22 protein-coding genes are annotated in these 22,666 nt (G+C 67.6%); all 22 read left to right on the forward strand.

Going from position 1 to position 22,666, the window contains the following annotated elements:
• The first annotated feature begins 4 nt into the window (after nucleotides 1-4).
• The 22 genes from G3T37_RS07515 (at nucleotide 5) to rpsC (ending at nucleotide 22,666) form a co-directional block, all read left to right on the forward strand.
• A complete protein-coding gene (locus tag G3T37_RS07515; protein ID WP_163472885.1) occupies nucleotides 5-841 on the forward strand; it encodes a prepilin peptidase in 837 nt (278 codons plus the stop codon).
• Between the two features lie 23 nt (nucleotides 842-864).
• Complete coding sequence (pilM, locus tag G3T37_RS07520; protein ID WP_163472886.1) at nucleotides 865-1,914, forward strand: type IV pilus assembly protein PilM; 1,050 nt, start codon at nucleotides 865-867, stop codon at nucleotides 1,912-1,914.
• Nucleotides 1,911-2,630, forward strand: coding sequence for a hypothetical protein (locus tag G3T37_RS07525; RefSeq protein ID WP_163472887.1), 720 nt, complete (start codon nucleotides 1,911-1,913; stop codon nucleotides 2,628-2,630). The genes pilM and G3T37_RS07525 overlap by 4 nt, the downstream gene beginning before the upstream one ends.
• Before the next feature lie 9 nt (nucleotides 2,631-2,639).
• The gene (locus tag G3T37_RS07530) at nucleotides 2,640-3,383 is read left to right on the forward strand and encodes a hypothetical protein (protein WP_163472888.1); all 744 of its coding nucleotides are present in this window, start codon (nucleotides 2,640-2,642) and stop codon (nucleotides 3,381-3,383) included.
• 157 nt (nucleotides 3,384-3,540) lie between these two features.
• On the forward strand, nucleotides 3,541-4,467 hold the full coding sequence (locus tag G3T37_RS07535; protein WP_163472889.1) for a hypothetical protein: 927 nt from the start codon (nucleotides 3,541-3,543) through the stop codon (nucleotides 4,465-4,467).
• Between the two features lie 348 nt (nucleotides 4,468-4,815).
• The gene (gene rpsL / locus G3T37_RS07540; protein WP_163472890.1) at nucleotides 4,816-5,190 is read left to right on the forward strand and encodes a 30S ribosomal protein S12; all 375 of its coding nucleotides are present in this window, start codon (nucleotides 4,816-4,818) and stop codon (nucleotides 5,188-5,190) included.
• Nucleotides 5,190-5,660 (forward strand): 30S ribosomal protein S7, encoded by a 471-nt coding sequence (rpsG, locus tag G3T37_RS07545; RefSeq protein ID WP_163472891.1) that lies wholly within the window; start codon nucleotides 5,190-5,192, stop codon nucleotides 5,658-5,660. The genes rpsL and rpsG overlap by 1 nt, the downstream gene beginning before the upstream one ends.
• 95 nt (nucleotides 5,661-5,755) lie before the next feature.
• Entirely contained in the window at nucleotides 5,756-7,870 is a 2,115-nt protein-coding gene (gene fusA / locus G3T37_RS07550; protein ID WP_163472892.1) for an elongation factor G, read from the forward strand.
• A gap of 178 nt (nucleotides 7,871-8,048) precedes the next feature.
• Nucleotides 8,049-9,242, forward strand: coding sequence for an elongation factor Tu (gene tuf / locus G3T37_RS07555; protein ID WP_163472893.1), 1,194 nt, complete (start codon nucleotides 8,049-8,051; stop codon nucleotides 9,240-9,242).
• Nucleotides 9,243-9,361: 119 nt separating this feature from the next.
• The gene (locus tag G3T37_RS07560) at nucleotides 9,362-10,327 is read left to right on the forward strand and encodes a DNA topoisomerase IB (RefSeq protein WP_163472894.1); all 966 of its coding nucleotides are present in this window, start codon (nucleotides 9,362-9,364) and stop codon (nucleotides 10,325-10,327) included.
• Nucleotides 10,328-10,513: 186 nt separating this feature from the next.
• Entirely contained in the window at nucleotides 10,514-13,171 is a 2,658-nt protein-coding gene (locus tag G3T37_RS15120; RefSeq protein ID WP_163472895.1) for a PKD domain-containing protein, read from the forward strand.
• 275 nt (nucleotides 13,172-13,446) lie between these two features.
• Nucleotides 13,447-15,840 (forward strand): PKD domain-containing protein, encoded by a 2,394-nt coding sequence (locus tag G3T37_RS07570; RefSeq protein ID WP_163472896.1) that lies wholly within the window; start codon nucleotides 13,447-13,449, stop codon nucleotides 15,838-15,840.
• A gap of 74 nt (nucleotides 15,841-15,914) precedes the next feature.
• On the forward strand, nucleotides 15,915-16,601 hold the full coding sequence (locus G3T37_RS07575; RefSeq protein WP_338401212.1) for a response regulator transcription factor: 687 nt from the start codon (nucleotides 15,915-15,917) through the stop codon (nucleotides 16,599-16,601).
• Nucleotides 16,598-17,968 carry an ATP-binding protein gene (locus tag G3T37_RS07580; RefSeq protein WP_163472897.1) on the forward strand — a complete coding sequence of 457 codons (1,371 nt, stop codon included), beginning with the start codon at nucleotides 16,598-16,600 and terminating at the stop codon, nucleotides 17,966-17,968. Before G3T37_RS07575 ends, G3T37_RS07580 begins: the two co-directional genes overlap by 4 nt.
• Before the next feature lie 403 nt (nucleotides 17,969-18,371).
• Nucleotides 18,372-18,680: a 30S ribosomal protein S10 gene (gene rpsJ / locus G3T37_RS07585; RefSeq protein WP_021010896.1), complete on the forward strand. Its 309-nt coding sequence runs from the start codon at nucleotides 18,372-18,374 to the stop codon at nucleotides 18,678-18,680.
• Nucleotides 18,681-18,701: 21 nt separating this feature from the next.
• Complete coding sequence (gene rplC / locus G3T37_RS07590) at nucleotides 18,702-19,352, forward strand: 50S ribosomal protein L3 (protein ID WP_163472898.1); 651 nt, start codon at nucleotides 18,702-18,704, stop codon at nucleotides 19,350-19,352.
• Nucleotides 19,353-19,357: 5 nt separating this feature from the next.
• A complete protein-coding gene (gene rplD / locus G3T37_RS07595) occupies nucleotides 19,358-20,008 on the forward strand; it encodes a 50S ribosomal protein L4 (protein ID WP_163472899.1) in 651 nt (216 codons plus the stop codon).
• Nucleotides 20,005-20,304 carry a 50S ribosomal protein L23 gene (gene rplW / locus G3T37_RS07600; RefSeq protein ID WP_163472900.1) on the forward strand — a complete coding sequence of 100 codons (300 nt, stop codon included), beginning with the start codon at nucleotides 20,005-20,007 and terminating at the stop codon, nucleotides 20,302-20,304. The genes rplD and rplW overlap by 4 nt, the downstream gene beginning before the upstream one ends.
• A gap of 18 nt (nucleotides 20,305-20,322) precedes the next feature.
• Complete coding sequence (gene rplB / locus G3T37_RS07605) at nucleotides 20,323-21,162, forward strand: 50S ribosomal protein L2 (protein WP_163472901.1); 840 nt, start codon at nucleotides 20,323-20,325, stop codon at nucleotides 21,160-21,162.
• 11 nt (nucleotides 21,163-21,173) lie between these two features.
• Nucleotides 21,174-21,455 carry a 30S ribosomal protein S19 gene (gene rpsS, locus G3T37_RS07610; protein WP_163472902.1) on the forward strand — a complete coding sequence of 94 codons (282 nt, stop codon included), beginning with the start codon at nucleotides 21,174-21,176 and terminating at the stop codon, nucleotides 21,453-21,455.
• 24 nt (nucleotides 21,456-21,479) lie between these two features.
• Nucleotides 21,480-21,890 carry a 50S ribosomal protein L22 gene (gene rplV / locus G3T37_RS07615; RefSeq protein WP_163472903.1) on the forward strand — a complete coding sequence of 137 codons (411 nt, stop codon included), beginning with the start codon at nucleotides 21,480-21,482 and terminating at the stop codon, nucleotides 21,888-21,890.
• The gene (rpsC, locus tag G3T37_RS07620; RefSeq protein WP_163472904.1) at nucleotides 21,890-22,666 is read left to right on the forward strand and encodes a 30S ribosomal protein S3; all 777 of its coding nucleotides are present in this window, start codon (nucleotides 21,890-21,892) and stop codon (nucleotides 22,664-22,666) included. Before rplV ends, rpsC begins: the two co-directional genes overlap by 1 nt.

A 22,666-nucleotide genomic window follows, 5' to 3' on the forward strand; every position in this document is an offset into this window, starting at 1 on the left:
GATCATGACAGCAGGGATCGCCATCGTCGCCTCGGGTGCGCTCTTCGGCATTCTCATCGGCTCCTTCCTCAACGTGGTCGTCTATCGCGTGCCGATCGGCATGTCGCTCGTGGCGCCCGCGAGCGCGTGCCCGAACTGCCACAGCGGCATCAAGGGCTACGACAACATCCCGGTCGTCTCGTGGCTCCTGCTGGGCGGTCGCTGCCGGCAGTGCAAGGCGCCCATCTCGGTGCGGTACCCGCTCGTCGAGGCGGGAACCGCCGTCTTCTTCGGCGTCGTGGCCGCGTTCTTCGCGCCCTCGATCTCCTCGGCGCACACCGTCGCGGGTGCCGTGTCGGCCGCGCTCGCGCTCGTCGCCTTCCTCTACCTCACCGCGATCAGTGTCGCGCTCGCGCTCATCGACCTCGAGACCCACCGCCTGCCGAACGCGATCGTGCTGCCCGCCTACGCGGTCGGCGCCGTTCTCCTCGGCGCGGCTGCGCTCGTCGGGGGTCACTGGGATGCCCTCCTGCGCGGCGGCGCCGGCGTGGTCGCCTTGGCTGCGCTCTATTTCGTGCTCGCGCTCGTGTCCCGGGGCGGGATGGGCCTCGGCGATGTCAAGCTCGCCGGCGTCCTGGGGCTGTACCTCGGCTGGAGCGGGTGGGGATCGCTGCTCGTGGGGGCCTTCGCGGCGTTCATCCTGGGCGGCGTGTTCGGGATGGCGTTGATCGTGAGCCGACGCGCGGGGCGGCGGTCGGGCATCCCGTTCGGACCGTGGATGCTCGCGGGGGCCTGGATCGGAATCTTCGCAGGGGACCAGCTCTGGACCGGCTATCTGTCGGCCCTGGGGTTGTCGGGATAGTTCAGTAGAAAACAGGGGATAACGTGGCAAAGAACATCGTCGGCATCGACATCAGCAACTCGGGTATCCGAGCTGTCGAGGTCAGTGATGCCACCAAGGCGCGGCCGAGTGTCGTGCGCTACAAGTCGGTTCCACTGCCCGAGGGCGCGGTGTCGCGCGGCGAGGTGCTGGAACCATCGACCGTGTCGACCGCGCTCCGGCAGCTGTGGTCGACCGGGGGATTCACCAGCAGAGAGGTCGTGCTCGGCATCGGCAATCACCGGGTGCTCGCGCGTGACCTCACGGTGCCCAAGATGAGCATCGAGCGCATCCGCGAGTCGCTGCCCTTCCAGGTGCAGGAGATGCTGCCCGTCGCCGTCGAGGACGCGCTGCTCGACTTCTACCCGATCTCGGAGACCGAGTCGGAGGTCGGCACCATGGTCAACGGACTGCTCGTGGCCGCCGTCAAGGAGTCGGTGGTGGCGAACGTCAAGGCCGCCGAGCTCGCGGGCCTCAACCCGACCGATGTCGACCTCATCCCCTTCGCACTCAGCCGCGTGTTCCTCCGCGGGGCGCACGGCCGCGGCACCGTTGCCGTGATCGAGATCGGAGAGAGCACCTCGACCGTGGTGATCGCGAAGGACGGGGTGCCGCAGTTCGTGCGCATCATCGCTTCCGGCGGTGCCGACGTGACCGAGGCGATCCGCAGCGAGCTCAGCCTCACCACCGAACAGGCGGAGACGGCCAAGCGCGCCCTCGGGCTCAGCACGGTCGGGGTCGCGGTGGAGAACCGGCCGGTCGTCGAGGTCATCTACCGCGTCGCGGGCGAGTTGCTCAACAGCATTCGCAACACGATCAACTACTTCGCCGGCACCCGCCCACAGGATCCGGTGCGTCAGATCATCCTGACCGGCGGCGGCTCGAAGCTCATCGGCTTCGCGCAGGCGCTCGGTGACAACACGCGGATCCCCGTCGCCGCCGGGAACCCGTTCGAGACCATCACGGTGAATCGCACCTTGGCCGAGGAGACGGCACGGGGCGAGAACGACGGCATGGTCGTCGCGCTCGGCCTGGCATTGGGGAGTGCAGCATGAGTACGACAGTGAAGACCAAGCCCGAGAAGAAGGCGCCGGGAACCCGTGCGGCCGCCCGCAGTGCGCGCACCCAGGACGTGCTGCGCATCGGCGGCGAGCCCCGGGTCAGCCTGCTCCCCCCGGAGGTCGGGGCACGCAAGCGCGCCCGCGTCCTCCGTCGGCGGCTGGGCCTCGGCCTCATCGGGGTCGTCGTCGTCGTCGCTGCCGGAGTCGCGCTCGCCATGGTGTCGCTCGTCGGCTCGCAGCTCGCCTTGACCGAGGCGCAACTCAAAGCGACCGACCTGTTGGCACAGCAGCGTCAATACGGCGACGTGTTGAAGGTGAAGGCCGACGTTGTCGCGGTGACCAAGTCACAGGCGCTCGCGACGGCGCAGGAGATCGCCTGGGCGCCCTACATCGCTGACATCCAGAAGACCCTGCCCGCGTCCATGAAGATCACCGCGTTCTCGGCGGGGATCGACGCCCCGTTCGCGGCGCAGCCGGCCAACGTCGACCCGCTGCAGGGCCCGCGCATCGCGACGCTCAAGCTCACGGTTTCGACTCCGCAGCAGCAGATCTCGGGGTGGCTCGCCTCGCTGAACGTGCTGCCCGGATTCGTCGACGCGACGCCGGAATCCGTGACTCTCGACCAGGGCAGCCCTGACTACCTGGTCGTCGTCGACATCCACATCAATGACGGTGCGCTCGCGAAGCGCTTCGTGACCGCGACGAAGTAGGAGCAGGCCATGAATAAGGACAGACTCTGGATCATCGGGGCGGTCGCCGCAATGGTGATCGTCGCACTCGCCGGATGGTTCGTCGGCATCTCGCCGATCCTCGATCAGGCAACGGCCGCGAGCAGTCAGGCGCAGTCGATCAGTGCGAACAACCACTCGAGCGAGCTGCAGCTCGTCACCCTGAAGAAGCAGTTCGCTCAGATCGGCACTCTGCAGGCGAATCTCGACTCGCTGCGCCAGTCGATTCCGAGCGATGGCGACATCGACGCGTTCCTCAAAGAGATCGACACGCTCACCACCGCCCATCACGTGACTCTGACGAGCGCGACGGTGAACGCGGCGACCGTTTACGTGAATGCCGCCACCCCGGCGACGGGAGCCGCCTCCGCGCCCGCATCGACGACGCCCACCGCGACGCCGACCCCGGTGGCCACGGCCGCCGCCGGCGCGACGGCGACCGCGGTGCCCGGAGCGGGAGCGGGGAGCAACTTCGTGATGATCCCCGTGGTGCTGAACGTCACCGGCTCCTTCCCGAACGTGTTGGCCTTCACCGCCGCGTTGCAGACGGGAGAGCGTCTCTACCTCGTGACCCAGGCGACCGCGACCGAGAGCAACAGCACGCCGGGCCAGTACGAGGCCACCCTCACCGGCGACGTCTTCGCGCTCAAGGGCACGGCGACCACCACCGCGGCCCCGAAGCCGAGCGCCACCGCGACGCCGGTGGCCACGCCGAGTGCGACACCGACGCCGTAGCGACGACGTCGAGTTCCGAATCGAAGGTACCGCCGGGCGGCCCGTCAAGGGGTCGCCCGGCGGTCCTGCGACGATAGAGTGACTCTCACAACAGTCGCCCTCCATCGCTCGTGCCCAACCGGGTGGATGCCGACGAGGGCCGGTGAGGAGCACTCCCGTGAGCGACACGACCCCGAGGCCCGACGAGACAGTACCGGCGGAGACCGCGGTGCCCGTGGGGGAGACCCCTCCGCCCGCTGAGCCCACCAGTGCCGTGGCCGAGCCCGCGACCGCCGTCGAGCCCGCCGCTCCCGTTGCGGAGCCTGTGCCCCTCGTCGAGCCGGCGCCCGCGGTCGAGCCCGCTCCGCTGGTGGAGCCCGCCGCCTCCGAGAAGGCGCCGGTGTCGGAGGCCGCCGCAGCGACTCCCGTTGTCGCCGCCGCTCCCGAACCCGCCGTCGCCGCCGAACGCGCGGCTGCCCCCGAGCCCGCCCCGGTCGCCGCGGCGCCGATCCCGACCCCCGCGCCCGATAACCGCTATGTCTACGTCGAGGCCCCGACACCCCCGCGCCGCAAGGGCAACCGCGGCTTCGGCGTGCTGTTCGCCATCGTCGCGACGATCGTCTTCGCGGCGCTGTACGCCGTCGCGGCCATCGTCATCCTCACCCTCACCGCACCGACGGGCTTTTTCGCGCAGTCGTTCACGGGCTTCCTCTCCAGCACGGTGTTCTGGGTGCCCGGCCTCTTCTTCCTCCTGTTCTTCATCCTGCTCGCGCTCCTGCTCAATCGCGCGGGATGGTGGGCCTGGGTTCTCGGCAGCCTCTTCGTGGGCGTGCTCACCTACGCGGGCAGCATCGTCGTCTTCCTCCTCGAGAGCAACGTCGTGCAGGCGACCCCGCAGCAGGCCAATCACCTGCTCGCCTCGCTGGCGATCAACCCCTTCGTCATCGCCTCGGCGCTGCTCGCCCGAGAGGTTGCGCTCTGGCTCGGCGCGGCGATCGCGGCACGAGGCCGGCGGGTGAAGGCGCGGAACGTCGCGGCTCGCGAGGAGTTCGATCGTGAGGCGGAGGCGAAGCGCGCCGAGTACGACGCGGCGCGCGCGGCGTAGTCCGGTCATCCCACCGTTCCGCCCGGAGCGGAACCATTTGACCCGCGGGATGCGCGCGGCTAGTGTTTATCGGGTGTGCGCTGTGTCGTGCGCTCCTGCCATGCCGGATATCGTGCGAGCGAGTCGGGTGGGGCCGGGGTCGACGGCACCGTCGTAACCAGGCTGGGTTCACTCGTCGCATTGCACCACCAGCGTCGAGTGGCCCCCACGGCATACCAATCAGTCCTCCGGAAAATGCGGGGGACGCGTTTGGTCCAATTGAACTCGCGCAGCCGCCAGGCGTGGCCGCGCGAATGCTAATCATCAAGTAGCAGCTGTCACCGTGCAGTAAATCCAAGGAGTTATGTAGTGCCCACCATTCAGCAGTTGGTGCGGAAGGGCCGCAGCGCGAAGGTCGTCAAGACCAAGGCGCCCGCCCTGAAGTCCAACCCCCAGCAGCGCGGCGTCTGCACGCGCGTCTACACGACCACCCCGAAGAAGCCGAACTCGGCCCTTCGCAAGGTGGCTCGCGTCAAGCTTTCCAACGGTACCGAGGTCACGGCGTACATCCCGGGCGAGGGCCACAACCTGCAGGAGCACTCGATGGTGCTCGTCCGCGGTGGTCGTGTGAAGGACCTCCCCGGTGTGCGCTACAAGATCGTGCGCGGCGCGCTCGACACCCAGGCAGTGAAGAATCGTAAGCAGGCCCGGAGCCGCTACGGAGCGAAGATGGACAAGAAGTAATGCCACGTAAAGGACCAGCACCGAAGCGTCCCGTAGTTGCGGACCCGGTCTACGGAGCCCCCATCGTCAGCCAGCTCGTCAACAAGATCCTTCTTGACGGCAAGAAGGGTCTCGCCGAGCGCATCGTCTATGGCGCACTCGAGGGCGTGTCGGCCAAGAACGGCCAGGATGCGGTCGTCACCCTGAAGAAGGCCCTCGACAACGTGCGCCCGACCCTCGAGGTCAAGTCGCGCCGCGTCGGTGGATCGACCTACCAGGTGCCCGTCGAGGTCAAGCCTCACCGCGCCAACACCCTCGCCCTCCGCTGGCTCACCAGCTACGCCAAGGCCCGCCGCGAGAAGACGATGACCGAGCGTCTCACCAACGAGATCCTCGACGCGTCGAACGGACTCGGCGCCGCCGTCAAGCGTCGCGAGGACACCCACAAGATGGCTGAGTCGAACAAGGCATTCGCGCACTACCGGTGGTGACCCGCCCGGCGATGTCCACGGCGCGGCCCCTCACGGGCCGCGCCGTGCGCTCGGCACCCACACCACACGTCAAACTTCCAAAGTAAGGAACCCCCGTGGCACAAGACGTGCTCACCGACCTGAACAAGGTCCGCAACATCGGCATCATGGCGCACATCGATGCCGGCAAGACCACCACCACCGAGCGCATCCTCTTCTACACGGGCATCACCCACAAGATCGGTGAGGTGCACGACGGCGCCGCGACGATGGACTGGATGGCGCAGGAGCAGGAGCGCGGCATCACGATCACGTCCGCTGCGACGACCTGTTTCTGGAACAAGCACCAGATCAACATCATCGACACCCCCGGGCACGTCGACTTCACGGTCGAGGTGGAGCGCTCGCTCCGCGTCCTCGACGGTGCCGTCGCGGTGTTCGACGGCAAGGAGGGCGTCGAGCCCCAGTCCGAGACGGTGTGGCGTCAGGCCGACAAGTACGACGTGCCCCGCATCTGCTTCGTCAACAAGATGGACAAGCTCGGCGCCGATTTCTACTTCACGGTCGACACCATCATCAAGCGCCTCGGCGCCAAGCCGCTCGTCATCCAGCTCCCCATCGGGTTCGAGAACACCTTCGAGGGTGTCGTCGACCTGGTCGAGATGCGCGCGCTGACCTGGCGCGGCGACTCCAAGGGTGACGTCGAGATGGGTGCCAAGTACACCATCGAGGAGATCCCGGCCGACCTCGTCGAGAAGGCGGCGGAGTACCGCCAGATCCTGCTCGAGACCGTCGCCGAGACCGACGACGTGCTGCTCGAGAAGTTCTTCGGCGGCGAGGAGCTGACCGTCGCCGAGATCAAGGGCGCGATCCGCAAGCTCACTGTTGCCAGCGAGATCTACCCCGTGCTCTGCGGCTCCGCGTTCAAGAACCGCGGCGTGCAGCCGATGCTGGATGCGGTGGTCGACTACCTGCCGAGCCCGCTCGACGTGCCCGCGGTCGAGGGTCACGACGTGCGTGACGAGGAGAAGGTCATCGAGCGCCACCCGGTGTCGAGCGACCCCTTCGCCGCACTGGCCTTCAAGGTCGCCGTGCACCCCTTCTTCGGTCGCCTCACCTACGTCCGGGTCTACTCCGGCGAGGTCGAGTCCGGCGCCCAGGTCGTCAACGCGACGAAGGGCAAGAAGGAGCGCATCGGCAAGATCTTCCAGATGCACGCCAACAAGGAGAACCCGGTCACGGCGATGAGCGCCGGCCACATCTACGCGGTCATCGGCCTGAAGGACACCACCACCGGTGACACCCTCTCCGACCCCGCGCAGCAGGTCGTCCTCGAGTCGATGACGTTCCCGGAGCCCGTAATCGAGGTCGCGATCGAGCCGAAGACCAAGGCCGACCAGGAGAAGCTGGGCATCGCGATCCAGAAGCTCGCTGAAGAGGACCCGACCTTCCGCACGGAGCAGAACCAGGACACCGGCCAGACGGTCATCAAGGGAATGGGCGAGCTTCACCTCGACATCCTCGTCGACCGCATGAAGCGCGAGTTCAACGTCGAGGCGAACGTCGGCAAGCCCCAGGTGGCCTACCGCGAGACGATCCGCCGCGTCGTGGAGAAGCACGACTACACGCACAAGAAGCAGACGGGTGGCTCCGGCCAGTTCGCGAAGGTGCAGATCTCGCTCGAGCCGCTGGAGATCACGGCCGAGAAGATCTACGAGTTCGAGAACAAGGTCACGGGTGGTCGCGTTCCGCGCGAGTACATCCCGTCGGTCGACGCGGGAATCCAAGACGCGCTGCACGTCGGCGTTCTCGCCGGATACCCCATGGTGGGTGTCAAGGCGATCCTGCTCGACGGTGCCGCCCACGATGTCGACTCGTCTGAGATGGCCTTCAAGATCGCCGGCTCGATGGCCTTCAAGGAGGCCGCTCGCAAGGCCGGACCCGTTCTGCTCGAGCCGCTGATGGCCGTCGAGGTGCGCACGCCCGAGGAGTACATGGGCGACGTCATCGGCGACCTGAACTCGCGTCGCGGTCAGATCCAGAGCATGGATGATGCGACCGGCGTCAAGGTCGTTCGCGCCAACGTGCCGCTGTCGGAGATGTTCGGCTACGTGGGTGACCTGAGGTCGAAGACCTCGGGCCGCGCCGTGTACTCGATGACCTTCGAGTCCTACGCTGAGGTCCCGAAGGCAGTCGCCGACGAGATCATCCAGAAGAACAAGGGCGAGTAGACACACTGCTCGTCGGTGGGGCGCCGTCGCGTGCGGCGTCGCCCCGCCGGATCCCTCCCCTGTGGGGGGACCCTGACAACGAAGGCTCACCGAGCCCGAGTAACATAACAACACACCAATAACGCAGGCATCCGAAAACCGTCGGATGCTCGCACCAGAGTCCTGAGGAGGACCCACTGTGGCTAAGGCCAAGTTCGAGCGGTCGAAGCCGCACGTAAACATCGGAACCATCGGTCACGTCGACCACGGAAAGACCACGCTGACCGCGGCGATCTCCAAGGTGCTTGCTGACAAGTACCCCTCGAAGACGAACGTTCAGCGCGACTTCGCGTCGATCGACTCCGCTCCCGAAGAGCGCCAGCGCGGTATCACGATCAACATCTCGCACGTCGAGTACGAGACCCCGAAGCGTCACTACGCTCACGTCGACGCCCCCGGTCACGCCGACTACATCAAGAACATGATCACCGGTGCTGCTCAGATGGACGGCGCGATCCTCGTGGTTGCGGCGACCGACGGCCCGATGGCTCAGACCCGTGAGCACGTGCTGCTCGCCAAGCAGGTCGGCGTTCCGTACCTGCTCGTTGCACTCAACAAGTCCGACGCTGTCGACGACGAGGAGATCCTGGAGCTCGTCGAGCTCGAGGTTCGCGAGCTGCTGTCGAGCCAGGACTTCGACGGCGACAACGCCCCCGTCGTCCGCGTCTCGGCGCTGAAGGCCCTCGAGGGTGACGAGAAGTGGACCCAGTCCATCCTCGACCTCATGGAGGCCGTCGACGAGTCCGTTCCGGACCCGGTGCGCGACAAGGACAAGCCGTTCCTCATGCCCATCGAGGACGTCTTCACGATCACCGGTCGTGGAACGGTTGTGACGGGTCGCGCCGAGCGCGGTACCCTCGCGATCAACTCCGAGGTCGAGATCGTCGGCATCCGCCCGACGCAGAAGACGATCGTCACGGGTATCGAGATGTTCCACAAGCAGCTCGACGAGGCGTGGGCCGGCGAGAACTGTGGTCTCCTGCTCCGTGGTACGAAGCGTGAGGATGTCGAGCGCGGCCAGGTCGTCGTCAAGCCCGGCTCGGTCACCCCGCACACGAACTTCGAGGGCACCGCGTACATCCTGTCCAAGGATGAGGGTGGGCGTCACAACCCGTTCTACGCGAACTACCGTCCGCAGTTCTACTTCCGCACCACCGACGTCACCGGCGTCATCACGCTGCCCGAGGGCACCGAGATGGTGATGCCCGGCGACACCACCGGTATGACCGTCGAGCTCATCCAGCCCATCGCGCTGGAAGAGGGCCTCGGCTTCGCGATCCGTGAGGGTGGCCGCACCGTCGGCGCCGGCACGGTGACCAAGGTTCTGAAGTAATTCAGTAGCACCGTCGAACAGGGTCGGGCCTTCGGGTCCGGCCCTGTTCTGCGTCTGGGGCCTCTGCCCCGGCCGCGCAAGCCCTGCCGGTGCGGGGCGGGCGCTGATAGACCTGAGGCATGCCCCGATTGCGCCGAAGCGACTCCACCGGTCCCGGCTATGCCCGGGTTCGCGCGGGGCGCGGGTTCTCCTACCGCGACCAGAACGGGGTCACCGTCGGCGACCCGCAGCTCCGCGCGCGACTGGACGCCCTGGCCATCCCGCCCGCCTGGACGGAGGTGTGGATCGCTCCGCACGCGAACGGCCACATTCAGGCGACCGGGATCGATGCGGCGGGTCGGCGGCAGTACCTCTACCATCCGAGTTGGCGCGAGCAGAAGGACCGGCTGAAGTTCGACCGCGCCCTCGCCCTCGCGGAGTCGCTGCCCACCGCGCGCCGACAGGTGACGATCGCCTTGCGCGCGGATGACCTCTCCCGCGAGTGGGCGCTCGCCGCGGGGTTCCGCATGCTCGACTCCGGCCACCTGCGGGTCGGCTCCGAGCGCTATGCCGAGTTGCACGGCTCCTTCGGCCTCACCACGCTCCTGTGCGCGCACGCCCAGCTCAGCGGCGACACCGTCCGTCTTCGATTCCCCGCGAAGAGCGGACAGAGCTGGGAGAGCGAGCTCGCCGATCCCGACCTCGCCGCCGCGCTTCGACGCATGAAGTCGCGCGGTGGGCGGGCGCGACTGCTCGCCCACCGTGATGCGCGGGGCTGGCATCCGATCGCCGCCGCCGAGCTCAACGGCTACGTTCGCGAGCGGACGGGCGGCGATTTCAGCGCCAAGGATTTCCGCACCCTGCACGGCACGGTCGCGGCGGCCGTCAGTCTCGCGCGCAGCGACGCGTCGACCCGCACGGCCCGTCGTCGCGCGGTGGCACAGGCGATGCGCGACGCCGCCGCGGTGCTGGGCAACACCCCAGCGATCGCACGTTCCAGCTACGTCGACCCGCGGGTCGTCGACGAGTTCGAACACGGGCGGATGATCGACCGCACGCGTCTCGCCGCCGCCGAGTCGGAGCTCCGCGCCCTGCTCTACCACTGAGAGAGGTCGAGACCCCGCCCCCAGAGCCCTCTCGCCCCGCCCTCGTGTCCAGATCGTGATTGGAACGTGCACATTGGCTCTGGCGCGGGAGGAGAGGCCGCAGTACAGTCACGACAACAAGCAATACTCGACATTCCCCTAGCGAGTTGAAACCCGACCTGCTTCTTCATCCCGAAAGAGGCCACCTTGTTCCTGCCTGCCCGTCGTGCCCCCTCCCGCCGCGCCACCGTGACCGACGCCGCTGCCCGCCGCGCCCCCGCGCCCGACATCGCACCCGACACCGATCCCGGCACCGCCGCCCGCCGCGCCCGCGTCCGCCCGGCCGTCGGCGTCGGAGTCGCGATCGCCGCTCTCATGGCCGCGCTCCTCACGCCCCCCGCTGTTGCGGTCGCCGACACCGCGCCGGCCAAGGCGGGCGAACCCGCCTCGGTCTCCACCGACCCCCTGCCCACCACGCAGATCGACGGAGTCGTCTGGTCTCAGATCGTCATCGGCAACACGGTCTACGCGGGCGGCCAGTTCACGACCGCGCGCCCGGCGGGTGCGGCCCCCGGCACCAACACCTCTCCCCGCTACAACCTCCTGGCCTACAACCTCAGCACCGGCGTGCTCGTCTCGTCCTTCGCCCCGAACGTCAACGGGGTGGTGAAGTCTCTCGCCGCCTCGCCCGACGGCACCCGACTGTACGTCGGCGGTCTGTTCACCCAGATCAACGGTCTCGCGCGGTATCGCCTCGCGGCCTTCGACGTGGCCTCGGGCACGCTCATCCCGGGCTTCGTCCCTAAGCCCAACTACCGCGTGAACGCGATCGTCGCCACCGCCGACACCGTCTACTTCGGCGGTTCCTTCAGCTCCGTGGGCTCCGTGGCGCGAGCCAACGCCGCGGCGGTCAGCGCGGCAACCGGGGCACTCCTCCCGTGGGCGCCGGTCGCCGCGGGCGGCGGCGTCAACGCCATGGTGCTGTCTCCCGATGGCACCAAGATGGCACTCGGCGGCGCCTTCACCACTCTCAACGGGTCCGCCAATCCTGGCTATGGACTCGGCATGGCCTCCGTGCTCGATACCGGTACCACCGTGCTGCCGTTCCTCGTCAACTCGCTCATCCGAAATGCCGGAGCCAACGCCGCGATCGAATCCCTCGTGTCGGATGGCACGAGCCTCTACGGCTCCGCCTATGTGTTCGGATCCGGCGGCAATCTGGAGGGCTCCTTCCGGGCCAGCTGGGTCGACGGCTCGCTCATCTGGGTCGAGGACTGCCACGGCGACACTTACTCGGTGTTCGCGACCAGCGGTCTCGAGTACATCGCGGGGCACCCGCACATGTGCAACAACATCAGCGGCTTCCCCGAGGTCTCGCCCCGCGTCAATCGCCGCGGCATCGCCTTCACGAGCTATGCCGACGGCGTGGTGAAACACAACGTCAACAGTGGCTACTACGACTTCGGCGGCAATCCCAAGCCCGATGAGATCAACTGGTTCCCCGACATCAATTCGGGAACATTCACGGGACAGAATCAGGGCCCCTGGCACGTCACCGGCACGAGCCAGTACGTCGTCTACGGCGGTGAGTTCACCGCGGTCAACGGCATCAAGCAGCAGGGTCTGGTGCGATTCGCGGTGAGCAGCATCGCCCCGAACAAGGATGGACCGCGGCTGAGCGGAGCCGCGTTCCCGCTCACGGCGGCCGCGCTGAGCTCGTCCAGCATCAAGCTGAGCTGGACCACGAACTGGGATCGTGACAACGAGGTGCTGAGTTACCGGATCTACCGCAGTGGCACCGCCGCGCCGATCGCCACCCTGACGAAGACCTCCCGGCTCTACCAGCTCTCCGCGATGAGCTTCACCGATACCGGGCGCGCCGCGGGCACCAGCTACAGCTACACCGTGCAGGCGGTCGATCCCTTCGGCAACATCGCCGTCTCGGCGCCGGTCTCGGTGACCACGCTGGGATCGGGCGGCACCAACCAGGCGCCCACGGCATCCTTCACCGCCACGGCGACCAAACTCGTGCTCGCCGTCGACGGCTCGGCGTCGAGTGACCCCGACGGCACCATCGCGTCATACGCCTGGACCTTCGGTGACGGGGGCACGGCGACCGGGATGACCGCGAGCCACAGCTACGCGACCGCGGGCACCTACACCGTGAGCCTCACGGTGACCGACAACAACGGCGCGAAGTCGACGGCGTCGAAGAGTGTGACGGTCTCGGCCACCGCGGGGGCGACGACGGCGAGTGACACCTTCTCGCGCACGACGAGCTCGAGCTGGGGATCCGCCGACAGCGGTGGGCCGTGGAGCCTCAGCGGCACCGCGTCGGACTTCTCCGTCAGCGGCGGGCTCGGCCGGATCACGCTCCCCGTGGCGGGCGCATATGTGCGGGCGAACCTCGCTCAGCTGGCCTCGAACAACTCCAACGTGGTGGTGAGCACCGCCCTGGGTCAGCCGGTGGTGGGCGGCACCGCCTACGTGTCGGTGATCGCGCGCTCGGTCGGGTCGAGCGACTACCAGGCGCGTGTCGCGGTCAGCACCACGAACACCGTCGTGCTGCAGCTTCTCGCAGCGGGCACGACGCTCGCCGCGGTGAAGACGCCGCTCAGCTACACCACGGGTCAGCAGTTGACGGTGCGCGTGCAGGCGAGCGGGGTCTCGCCGACGACGCTCCGCGCGAAAGTGTGGGCGACCGGCACCGCGGAGCCGAGCGCGTGGACCGTGACCGCGAGCGACTCCACCTCCGCGTTGCAGACGACGGGCGGGGTCGGACTCGGAGCCTACCTGTCGAGCTCGTCCACGGGACTGCCGCGTGTCTTCACCTTCGACAACCTCGCGGTGACCGCCGCGAACTGAGCGCGGGCTGGCGCTGGCAGCCGCCGAGGCGGTATTATCAGCGCCAACCCGATCCCTCGCATCACCCAGTGCGAGTTCTTACCCGAATTGCTTCGTGCTACCCGAATGAGGCCCCCGTGTTTACCCGCGCGTACCCGAAACGTCTTGCCCGTCTTTCCGCGACCTCCGCTGCCGTCGCAGCCCTCGTTCTCAGCCTACTGAGTCCGGTTGGCACCGCGGCGGCCGATACCGCCCCCGCCAATCCGGTGGAGCCGCCGACGGTGTCGACCGATCCATTGCCCACCGTTCAGATCGACGGTGTCGTCTGGTCCGAGGTCATCATCGGCAACACCGTGTACGCCGGCGGAGAGTTCACCACCGCGCGCCCCGCCGGGTCGCCCCTGGGCGTGAACACCGTTCCGCGCAGCAACCTGCTGGCGTTCGACCTGACCACCGGCAACCTCATCACGACGTTCGCACCCACCGTCAACGGCGCGGTGCGCACCCTCGCCGCGTCTCCCGACGGCACCCGCCTGTACGTCGGCGGCCTCTTCACACAGATCAACGGTGTGAACCGCTACCGCATCGCGGCGTTCAACGTCTCCACCGGAACCCTGGTGTCCGGCTTCGTGCCCAAGCCCAACTACCGCGTCAACGCGATCGTCGCCACCAACGACACCGTGTACTTCGGTGGCTCGTTCGGCGCGCTGGGCTCGATCACGCGCTACAACCTCGCCGCCGTCGCGGCCTCGAACGCCGCCGTGCTGCCGTGGGCCCCGGTCGCCGCCGGCGGGGCGGTCGCCACCATGGCGCTGTCGCCGGACGGCTCGAAGCTGGCGATCGGCGGGCAATTCACGACGTTCGACGGCGGCTCCAACCCTGGATACGGCCTCGGCATGGTCTCCGCCACCGGCGACGGATCGGTCGCACTGCCGTTCGTGGTCAACTCCCTCATCCGCGATGGCGGGGCGAACGCGGGCATCCAATCGCTCGTCTCGGACGGCGACAGCCTGTACGGCTCCGGATTCGTCTTCGGATCCGGCGGCAACATGGAGGGCTCGTTCCGCGCGAGCTGGGTCGATGGCTCGCTCATCTGGATCGAGGACTGCCACGGCGACACCTACTCCGTCTACCCGGGCAACGGGCTCGAGTATGTCGCCGGCCACCCCCACACCTGCGCGACGATCGGCGGCTTCCCCGAGGTCAACCCGCGCGTCAACCACCGCGCGCTCGCCTTCACCAAGTACGTCGATGGCACGGTGAGCCGCAACACCGCAAACGGCTACTACAACTACCAGGGCAAGCCGAAGCCCGACCTCGTCAACTTCTTCCCCACCATCAATGCCGGCACCTACACGGGCCAGCAGCAGGGCCCCTGGTTCGTCACGGGCAACAGCCAGTACGTGGTCTACGGCGGGGAGTTCACGGCGGTCAACGAGACCGCGCAGCAGGGACTCGTGCGGTTCGCCGTGAGCAGCATCGCGCCCAACAAGGACGGTCCGCAGTTGAGCGACACCGCCTTCCCGGTCACGGCGAACTCGTTCTCGTCGAGCAGCGTCAAGCTGAGCTGGACCACGAACTGGGACCGCGACAACGAGGTGCTCGGCTACAAGGTGTTCCGCAGCGGAACAGTGGCGCCGATCGCGACCCTCACGAAGAACTCGCGCTTCTACCAGCTGTCGACCATGACGTTCACCGACACCGGGCGAACTCCGGGCACGGCGTACACCTACACGGTGCAGGCGAGCGACCCCTTCGGGAATGTCGCAACCTCGGCGCCGGTCACGGTGACCACGCAGGGAACCGCGCCGACGAACCAGCTGCCCACCGCATCCTTCACCGCGTCGACGAGCGATCTGACGGCGTCGGTGGACGGCAGCGGATCGACCGACCCGGACGGCTGGATCACGAACTGGGCCTGGGACTTCGGTGACGGCACCACGGCGAGCGGTGCGACCGCGTCGCACAGCTACGCCGCCTCGGGCACCTACCCCGTCGCGCTGACCGTCACCGACAACAGCGGCGGAACGAACACGGTGACGCAGCAGGTCACTGTCACCGCCGCGGCGACGGCATCCGACGCCTTCGGCCGCACCGTCACGGGCGGCTGGGGTGCGGCCGACGTGGGCGGCAGCTACACGCTGAGCGGCACGGCCTCCTACTTCGCGGTCGGCAACGGGGTGGGCAGCGTCACGCTGCCCAAGGCGGTCGGGTACATGACTCAGAAGCTCACCCAGTACAGCGCGACGAACACCGACGCGACGGTCACGGCATCGCTCGGCGCGCCGGTGGCGGGCGGCAACGCCTACGTGTCGCTCATCGCGCGCACGGTGAGCACGAGCGAGTACCTCGCCCGCGTCGTCGTCGCGCCGACGACCAACGCGATCACGCTGCAGCTCCTGAGCCCTGCCGGCACCATCGCGGGCAAGGCGAGCGGTCTCAGCTACGTGACCGGTCAGAAGCTGCACATCCGTGTTCAGGCGGTCGGCACCGCGCCTACGACACTCCGCGCCCGCGTCTGGGTGGACGGCACGCCGGAGCCCACGACCTGGCTCGTGACGGCGACCGACTCGACGGCCGCGCTGCAGGGTCCGGGTGCGGTCGGCGTGGGTGTCTACCTCGGATCCACGACCACCGGTTTCCCCCAGACGATCAGCTTCGACGACCTGGCGGTCGGCCCGGCGAACTGACAGCGACGGGCGGCGGCGGCTGAGAGACCACACAGTTTGGTGCCGCCCGCCGCCCGCCGTGGGAGTATCGCCCTGTGACCTCTGCACCGCTCGTCCTGGTCGTCGAAGACGATCCCATCATGAGGAACCTCCTCGAGAGGGGCCTCACGGCCGAGGGCTACGCGGTCAGCGCGGTCGACAACGGCGTCGACGCGCTGATCGCGGCCTCCCGCGAACCCGTCTCGGGCATGGTCGTCGACGTCATGCTGCCCGGGATGAGCGGCTTCGAGATCTGCCGTCGAGTCCGGGCATCCGGCATCTCGGCCCCGATCCTGCTGCTGACCGCGCGCGACGCCGTGAAGGATCGGGTGTTCGGTCTCGACAGCGGGGCGGACGACTATCTCACCAAGCCCTTCGACTTCGAGGAGCTCTCCGCTCGTCTGCGCGCGATGCTGCGGCGGCACACCGGGGGCGATCGCCTGCGGATCACGGTCGGCCGGCTCCTCCTCGACTCCGAGATGCTGCGCATCACCAGTGGCGACACCGTGATCCCGGCGAGCCCCAAGGAGTTCGCGCTACTGCGTCTGCTGGCCGGCGACGTGGGCAATCCGGTGAGTCGCACCCAGATCCTCGAGCAGGTGTGGGGCACCACGCAGCACATCGACCCCAACATCGTCGATCAGTACATCAGTTACCTGCGCCGCAAGATCGATCCGCAGACCAGCGGGGTGAAGATCGTGACCGTTCGCGGCGCGGGCTACCGGCTCGAGCTCGTGGAGTGAGGTGGCTGCGCGGCCGCACCATCCGAGCCCGGATCACCGTCTGGAGCGTGCTCGCCGGCGCGGTCATCATGATCGTCGCGGGGCTGGGCTTCCAATTGGGGCTGGATGCCGTGGTCACCTCGTCCACGCGCTCCCTGCTCTCCAGCAATGTCGCGCCGTACGAGGCCGCCGTGCAGGCGGGGGCGACCACCGCCTTCGATCCACCGGGTGAGGGCCAGATCGTCGCGGTCGTGGATCCCGCGGGAGTCGTGCGCGTGTCGAGCCTGTCGACGGCCCTGACGGTCGAGCTGCCCAGGCTCACCGCGATGCCGGCGGGGGTGCACCGGGTGACCACGGCATCCACCGTCTACGACGTGGTGAGCGAGGCGGTGCGGGGGCGGGGCGGCACCTGGCACGTGGTGGCGGCCCGCAATCGCGCCACCGAGGCCGTTGTGCGCGGCGGCATCGGCGTCGTCGAGGTGATCGTCGGCCTGGTGCTCGTCGCCGCCTTCGGCCTCGCCTCCTGGGTGGGAACGGGGCTGGCCCTCCGCCCGGTGGGCCGGATGCGCGAGCGCGCACGGAAGCTGTCGTCGGCGGGCGGTGCCGACACCCTGCCGGTCGGCCCGGTGCGCGACGAGCTGTCGGAGCTCGCCGAGACTCTCAACGCCTTCATCACCTCCGTGCGTGCCTCGAACGACCGCGAGCGGCAGATGGTGGCGGATGCGAGCCACGAGTTGCGCACTCCGATCGCGGTCCTCAAAACCCAGTTGCAGCTCGCGCACCTCTCGAGCGGTGACGCGGTGGCGCTCGAACGCGAGATCAGCGAGGCGGAGTCGACGCTCGACCGCCTGTCTTCTCTCGCCACGAGCCTGCTCGCGCTGTCGAGCATCGAGTCGGCGGGGCCCGTCGCGGTGACGTCGGGCGAGGAGATCATCGCCGAGTTCCTCGCGGCCATGGACCGGGCGGTGCTCCTCGCCTCCGGGTACTCGGTCACCGTCGACTTCGCGGGGGTGACGCTCGACCCGGCGGTGCGGCTGCCGATCTCGACGGCCGACTTCTCGCGCCTCGTCGACAACCTCGTCGCGAACGCCATCGCGGCGTCTCCACGGGGTTCGACGGTGGTGGTCTCGCTGGGTCGCGAGGGGCAGACGGGGGTGCTGCGCGTGCGCGACTCGGGCCACGGCATGCCGGCGTCGTTCATCCCGGTCGCGTTCAATCGTTTCACGCGTTCGGAGGCATCGCGCGGCCGCGCGGACGGACTCGGCGGCAGCGGTCTCGGGCTCGCCATCGTCAAGGCGATCGTGGTGCGCGGTGGCGGGGATGTCCGGCTCCTGCCGCGCCCCGACGGCGGTGTCGAGGCGATCGTGACGCTGCCCGTCGTCGACTGAGCCGTGCCGCGACACGCCCGGGTTGCAGCAATGCCCGGAGTGTGGCAAACTCGTCTAGTTCAACATTTCGCCGCTCATGCAGCGTGCGGATCACCACCAGGCAGTGCATAGGCCGGTGCCGATTCTCTCCGAGAATCCGGGCGCTGATGACCTAGGCCGCGGGGGGAAGAACACAGCTTAGCCAAACCCCACTGTTGCTCCTATCGACGCGCGTTCACTCGCGTGCCGGGGGAGCCGCGCGGGTGGGGCGGGGCGAATCAGCAGTACTTGACAGATAAACAGTGGTGCGTCATCAACCGTGCCGATGGGATCCGTGAGCTTCGGCGCGCAGATCTCGACAGCATTTTTACGCAGCGCAGGCATCCACACGGATGCACTCCGTACGAAAGAGAGAGAGTCAGACATGGCGGGACAAAAGATCCGCATTCGACTTAAGTCGTATGACCACGAGGTCATCGACAGCTCGGCGCGCAAGATCGTCGACACGGTGACCCGCGCAGGGGCGACCGTCGTCGGGCCCGTGCCGCTGCCCACCGAGAAGAACGTGGTCGTCGTGATCCGCTCCCCTCACAAGTACAAGGACAGCCGCGAGCACTTCGAGAAGCGCACCCACAAGCGTCTCATCGACATCATCGACCCGACGCCCAAGGCCGTCGACTCGCTCATGCGTCTCGACCTGCCGGCGGACGTCAACATCGAGATCAAGCTCTAGCTCACGCCGTAAAGGAAACCCATGTCTACACACAAGGCAACCAAGGGCCTGCTGGGCAAGAAGCTCGGCATGACCCAGGTGTGGGATGAGAACAACAAGCTCATTCCCGTCACCGTCGTCGAGATCACGCCCAACGTGGTCACGCAGCTGCGCACCCCCGAGGTCGACGGCTACTCGGCCGTCCAGATCGCCTACGGGCAGATCGACCCCCGCAAGGTGAACAAGCCCACGGCCGGTCACTTCGACAAGGCGGGCGTCACCCCGCGTCGTCACCTCACCGAGCTGCGCACGCAGGACACGAGCGAATACGCGCTGGGCCAGGAGCTCACCGTCGACCGCTTCGAGGCCGGCCAGCTGGTCGACGTCGTCGGCACCAGCAAGGGCAAGGGCTTCGCCGGTGTCATGAAGCGGCACAACTTCAAGGGTGTCTCGGCGTCGCACGGTGCGCACCGCAACCACCGCAAGCCGGGTTCCATCGGCGCCTCCTCGACCCCCAGCCGCGTCTTCAAGGGCATGCGCATGGCGGGCCGCATGGGTGGCGACCGCGTGACGGTGCTCAACCTGAAGGTCCACTCGGTCGACCTCGAGAAGGGTCTGCTGCTCGTCAAGGGCGCGGTTCCCGGTGCTCGTGGCCGTATCGTCTTCGTTCGCAACGCAGTGAAGGGAGCGTAGTTTCCATGGCTACCTCACTTGATGTCGTCGACGTCCAGGGCAAGAAGTCGGGCAGCGTCGAGCTGCCCGAGAACCTGTTCGACGTTCAGACCAACGTCCCGCTCATCCACCAGGTCGTCGTCGCCCAGCTCGCTGCGGCGCGCCAGGGTACGCACAACACCCTTCGCCGCGGCGAGGTGTCCGGTGCCGGTCGCAAGCCGTTCAAGCAGAAGGGAACCGGTCGCGCTCGTCAGGGCTCGATCCGCGCGCCCCAGATGACCGGCGGTGGCATCGTCCACGGACCCCACCCGCGCGACTACTCGCAGCGCACCCCCAAGAAGATGATCGCCGCAGCCCTGCTCGGTGCTCTCTCCGACCGCGCCCGCGGTGACCGCCTGCACGTGGTCGAGTCGCTCGCCCTCGGCGACGCCCCCTCGACCAAGGCCGTGGTCGCCCTCCTTGACGGCATCGCCACGAGCAAGCACGTGCTGATCGTGCTCGACCGTGATGACGCCCTCTCGCAGAAGTCGGTGCGCAACATCGCCTCCGTTCACGTGCTCACGTGGGACCAGCTCAACGCCTACGACGTGCTCGTGAGCGACGACATCGTCTTCACCAAGTCCGCGTTCGACGCGTTCGTCGCCGCCAAGACCAAGAAGGAAGAGGTCAGCGCATGACCAGCGTCAACAAGGACCCGCGCGACATCATCATCGCGCCCGTCGTCTCCGAGAAGAGCTACAGCCTGATCGACGACGGCAAGTACACCTTCGTCGTCGACCCCCGTGCCAACAAGACGGAGATCAAGCTGGCCGTCGAGAAGATCTTCGGTGTGAAGGTCGACTCGGTCAACACGCTCAACCGTCCGGGCAAGGCCACGCGCACGAAGTTCGGCATCGGCCGCCGCAAGAACACCAAGCGTGCGATCGTCACGCTCAAGTCCGGTTCCATCGACATCTTCACGGCTGTCGGCTAGGGACGCGAGGGAAAAATCATGGCTATTCGCAAATACAAGCCCACGACTCCCGGTCGTCGCGGTTCCTCGGTGGCAGACTTCGCCGAGATCACCCGCTCCACCCCGGAGAAGTCGCTGCTGCGCCCCCTGCCGAAGACCGGTGGCCGCAACAACGCCGGTCGGATCACGACCCGTCACATCGGTGGTGGCCACAAGCGCCAGTACCGCGTGATCGACTTCAAGCGCAATGACAAGGACGGCGTCAACGCCCGCGTCGCGGAGATCGAGTACGACCCGAACCGCACCGCGCGCATCGCCCTCCTCCACTTCGTGGACGGCACCAAGCGCTACATCATCGCCCCCAACAAGCTCAGCCAGGGCGACATCGTCGAGTCGGGCGCCGGGGCGGACATCAAGCCGGGCAACAACCTGCCGCTCAAGAACATCCCCGTCGGTACCGTGATCCACGCGATCGAGCTCAAGCCGGGCGGTGGCGCCAAGATGGCCCGCTCCGCCGGCGCCTCGGTCCGCCTCGTCGCCAAGGACGGCCCCTACGCGCAGCTCCGCCTGCCCTCGGGCGAGATCCGCAACGTCGACGTGCGCTGCCGCGCCACGATCGGCGAGGTCGGCAACGCCGAGCAGTCGAACATCAACTGGGGCAAGGCCGGCCGTATGCGGTGGAAGGGCGTTCGTCCGACCGTCCGTGGTGTCGCCATGAACCCGGTCGACCACCCGCACGGTGGTGGTGAGGGCAAGACCTCCGGTGGACGCCACCCGGTCAGCCCGTGGGGCCAGAAGGAAGGCCGCACGCGCCACGCCAACAAGGAAAGCGATCAGCTCATCGTCCGTCGTCGCAACGCCGGCAAGAAGCGTAAGTAGGAGTCAAGAAGATGCCACGCAGTCTGAAGAAGGGCCCCTTCGTCGACGAGCACCTGCTTCGCAAGGTCGTCGTCGCCAATGAGGCCAACAGCAAGAACGTGATCAAGACCTGGTCGCGCCGCTCGATGATCATCCCGGCCATGCTGGGTCACACCATCGCGGTGCACGACGGTCGCAAGCACATCCCGGTGTTCATCACCGAGACCATGGTTGGGCACAAGCTCGGAGAGTTCTCGCCCACCCGCACCTTCCGTGGACACGAGAAGGACGACAAGAAGGGTCGTCGCCGCTAACGCGGTGGCGAAAGGAGGAGAGAAATGGTGGAGTCGATCGCACGCGTGCGTCACATCCGCGTCACCCCGACTAAGGCTCGTCGTGTCGTCAACCTGATCCGCGGCAAGCAGGCAACCGAAGCGCTCGCGATTCTCAAGTTCGCCCCCCAGGGTGCGAGCGAGCCCGTGTACAAGCTGGTCGCATCCGCGATCGCCAACGCGCGGGTGAAGGCAGACGCGGCCAACAGCTTCCTCGATGAGCAGGACCTGTTCGTCGCGGCGGCCTACGTCGACGAGGGAACGACCCTGAAGCGGTTCCAGCCGCGTGCTCAGGGTCGCGCCTTCCAGATTCTGAAGCGCACCAGTCACATCACCGTCGTGCTCGCGACGCCCGATGAAACCAGCACAGTCGCAGCCGGCGGCGCCGCCAAGGCGCAGAAGGCAGGGAAGAAGTAATGGGCCAGAAAGTCAATCCGTACGGCTTCCGCCTCGGCATCACCACCGACCACGTGTCGCGGTGGTTCTCCGACAGCACCAAGCCGGGACAGCGTTACAGCGACTACGTCGCCGAGGACGTCAAGATCCGCAACCTGCTCAAGACGTCGCTCGACCGCGCCGGTGTTGCCCGTATCGAGATCGAGCGCACGCGTGACCGCGTTCGCGTCGACATCCACACGGCTCGCCCCGGCATCGTCATCGGTCGCCGTGGTGCCGAGGCCGAGCGCATCCGCGCCGACCTCGAGAAGCTCACCGGCAAGCAGATCCAGCTCAACATCCTCGAGGTGAAGAACCCTGAGGCAGAGGCGCAGCTGGTCGCCCAGGGCATCGCCGAGCAGCTGAGCGCGCGTGTCGCGTTCCGTCGGGCGATGCGCAAGGGTCTCCAGGGCGCGCAGCGCGCGGGTGCCAAGGGTGTTCGCATCCAGGTGTCCGGTCGTCTGGGCGGTGCCGAGATGAGCCGTTCCGAGTTCTACCGCGAGGGTCGTGTGCCGCTGCACACGCTGCGCGCGAACATCGACTACGGCTTCTACGAGGCGAAGACCACGTTCGGCCGCATCGGCGTGAAGGTCTGGATCTACAAGGGCGACATCACCAACAAGGAGCTCGCCCGCGAGCAGGCTAACCAGAAGTCGTCGCGCCCGGAGCGCCGTGACAGTCGCGATGGCGACCGTCCGCGTCGCGCCCCGCGTGCAGACGCCGGCGCTGCGCCCGTCGCAGCAGGAGTTGAGGCGTAA

The sequence above is a fragment of the Galbitalea soli genome, assembly GCF_010686725.1.
Taxonomy (GTDB): Bacteria; Actinomycetota; Actinomycetes; order Actinomycetales; family Microbacteriaceae; genus Galbitalea; species Galbitalea soli.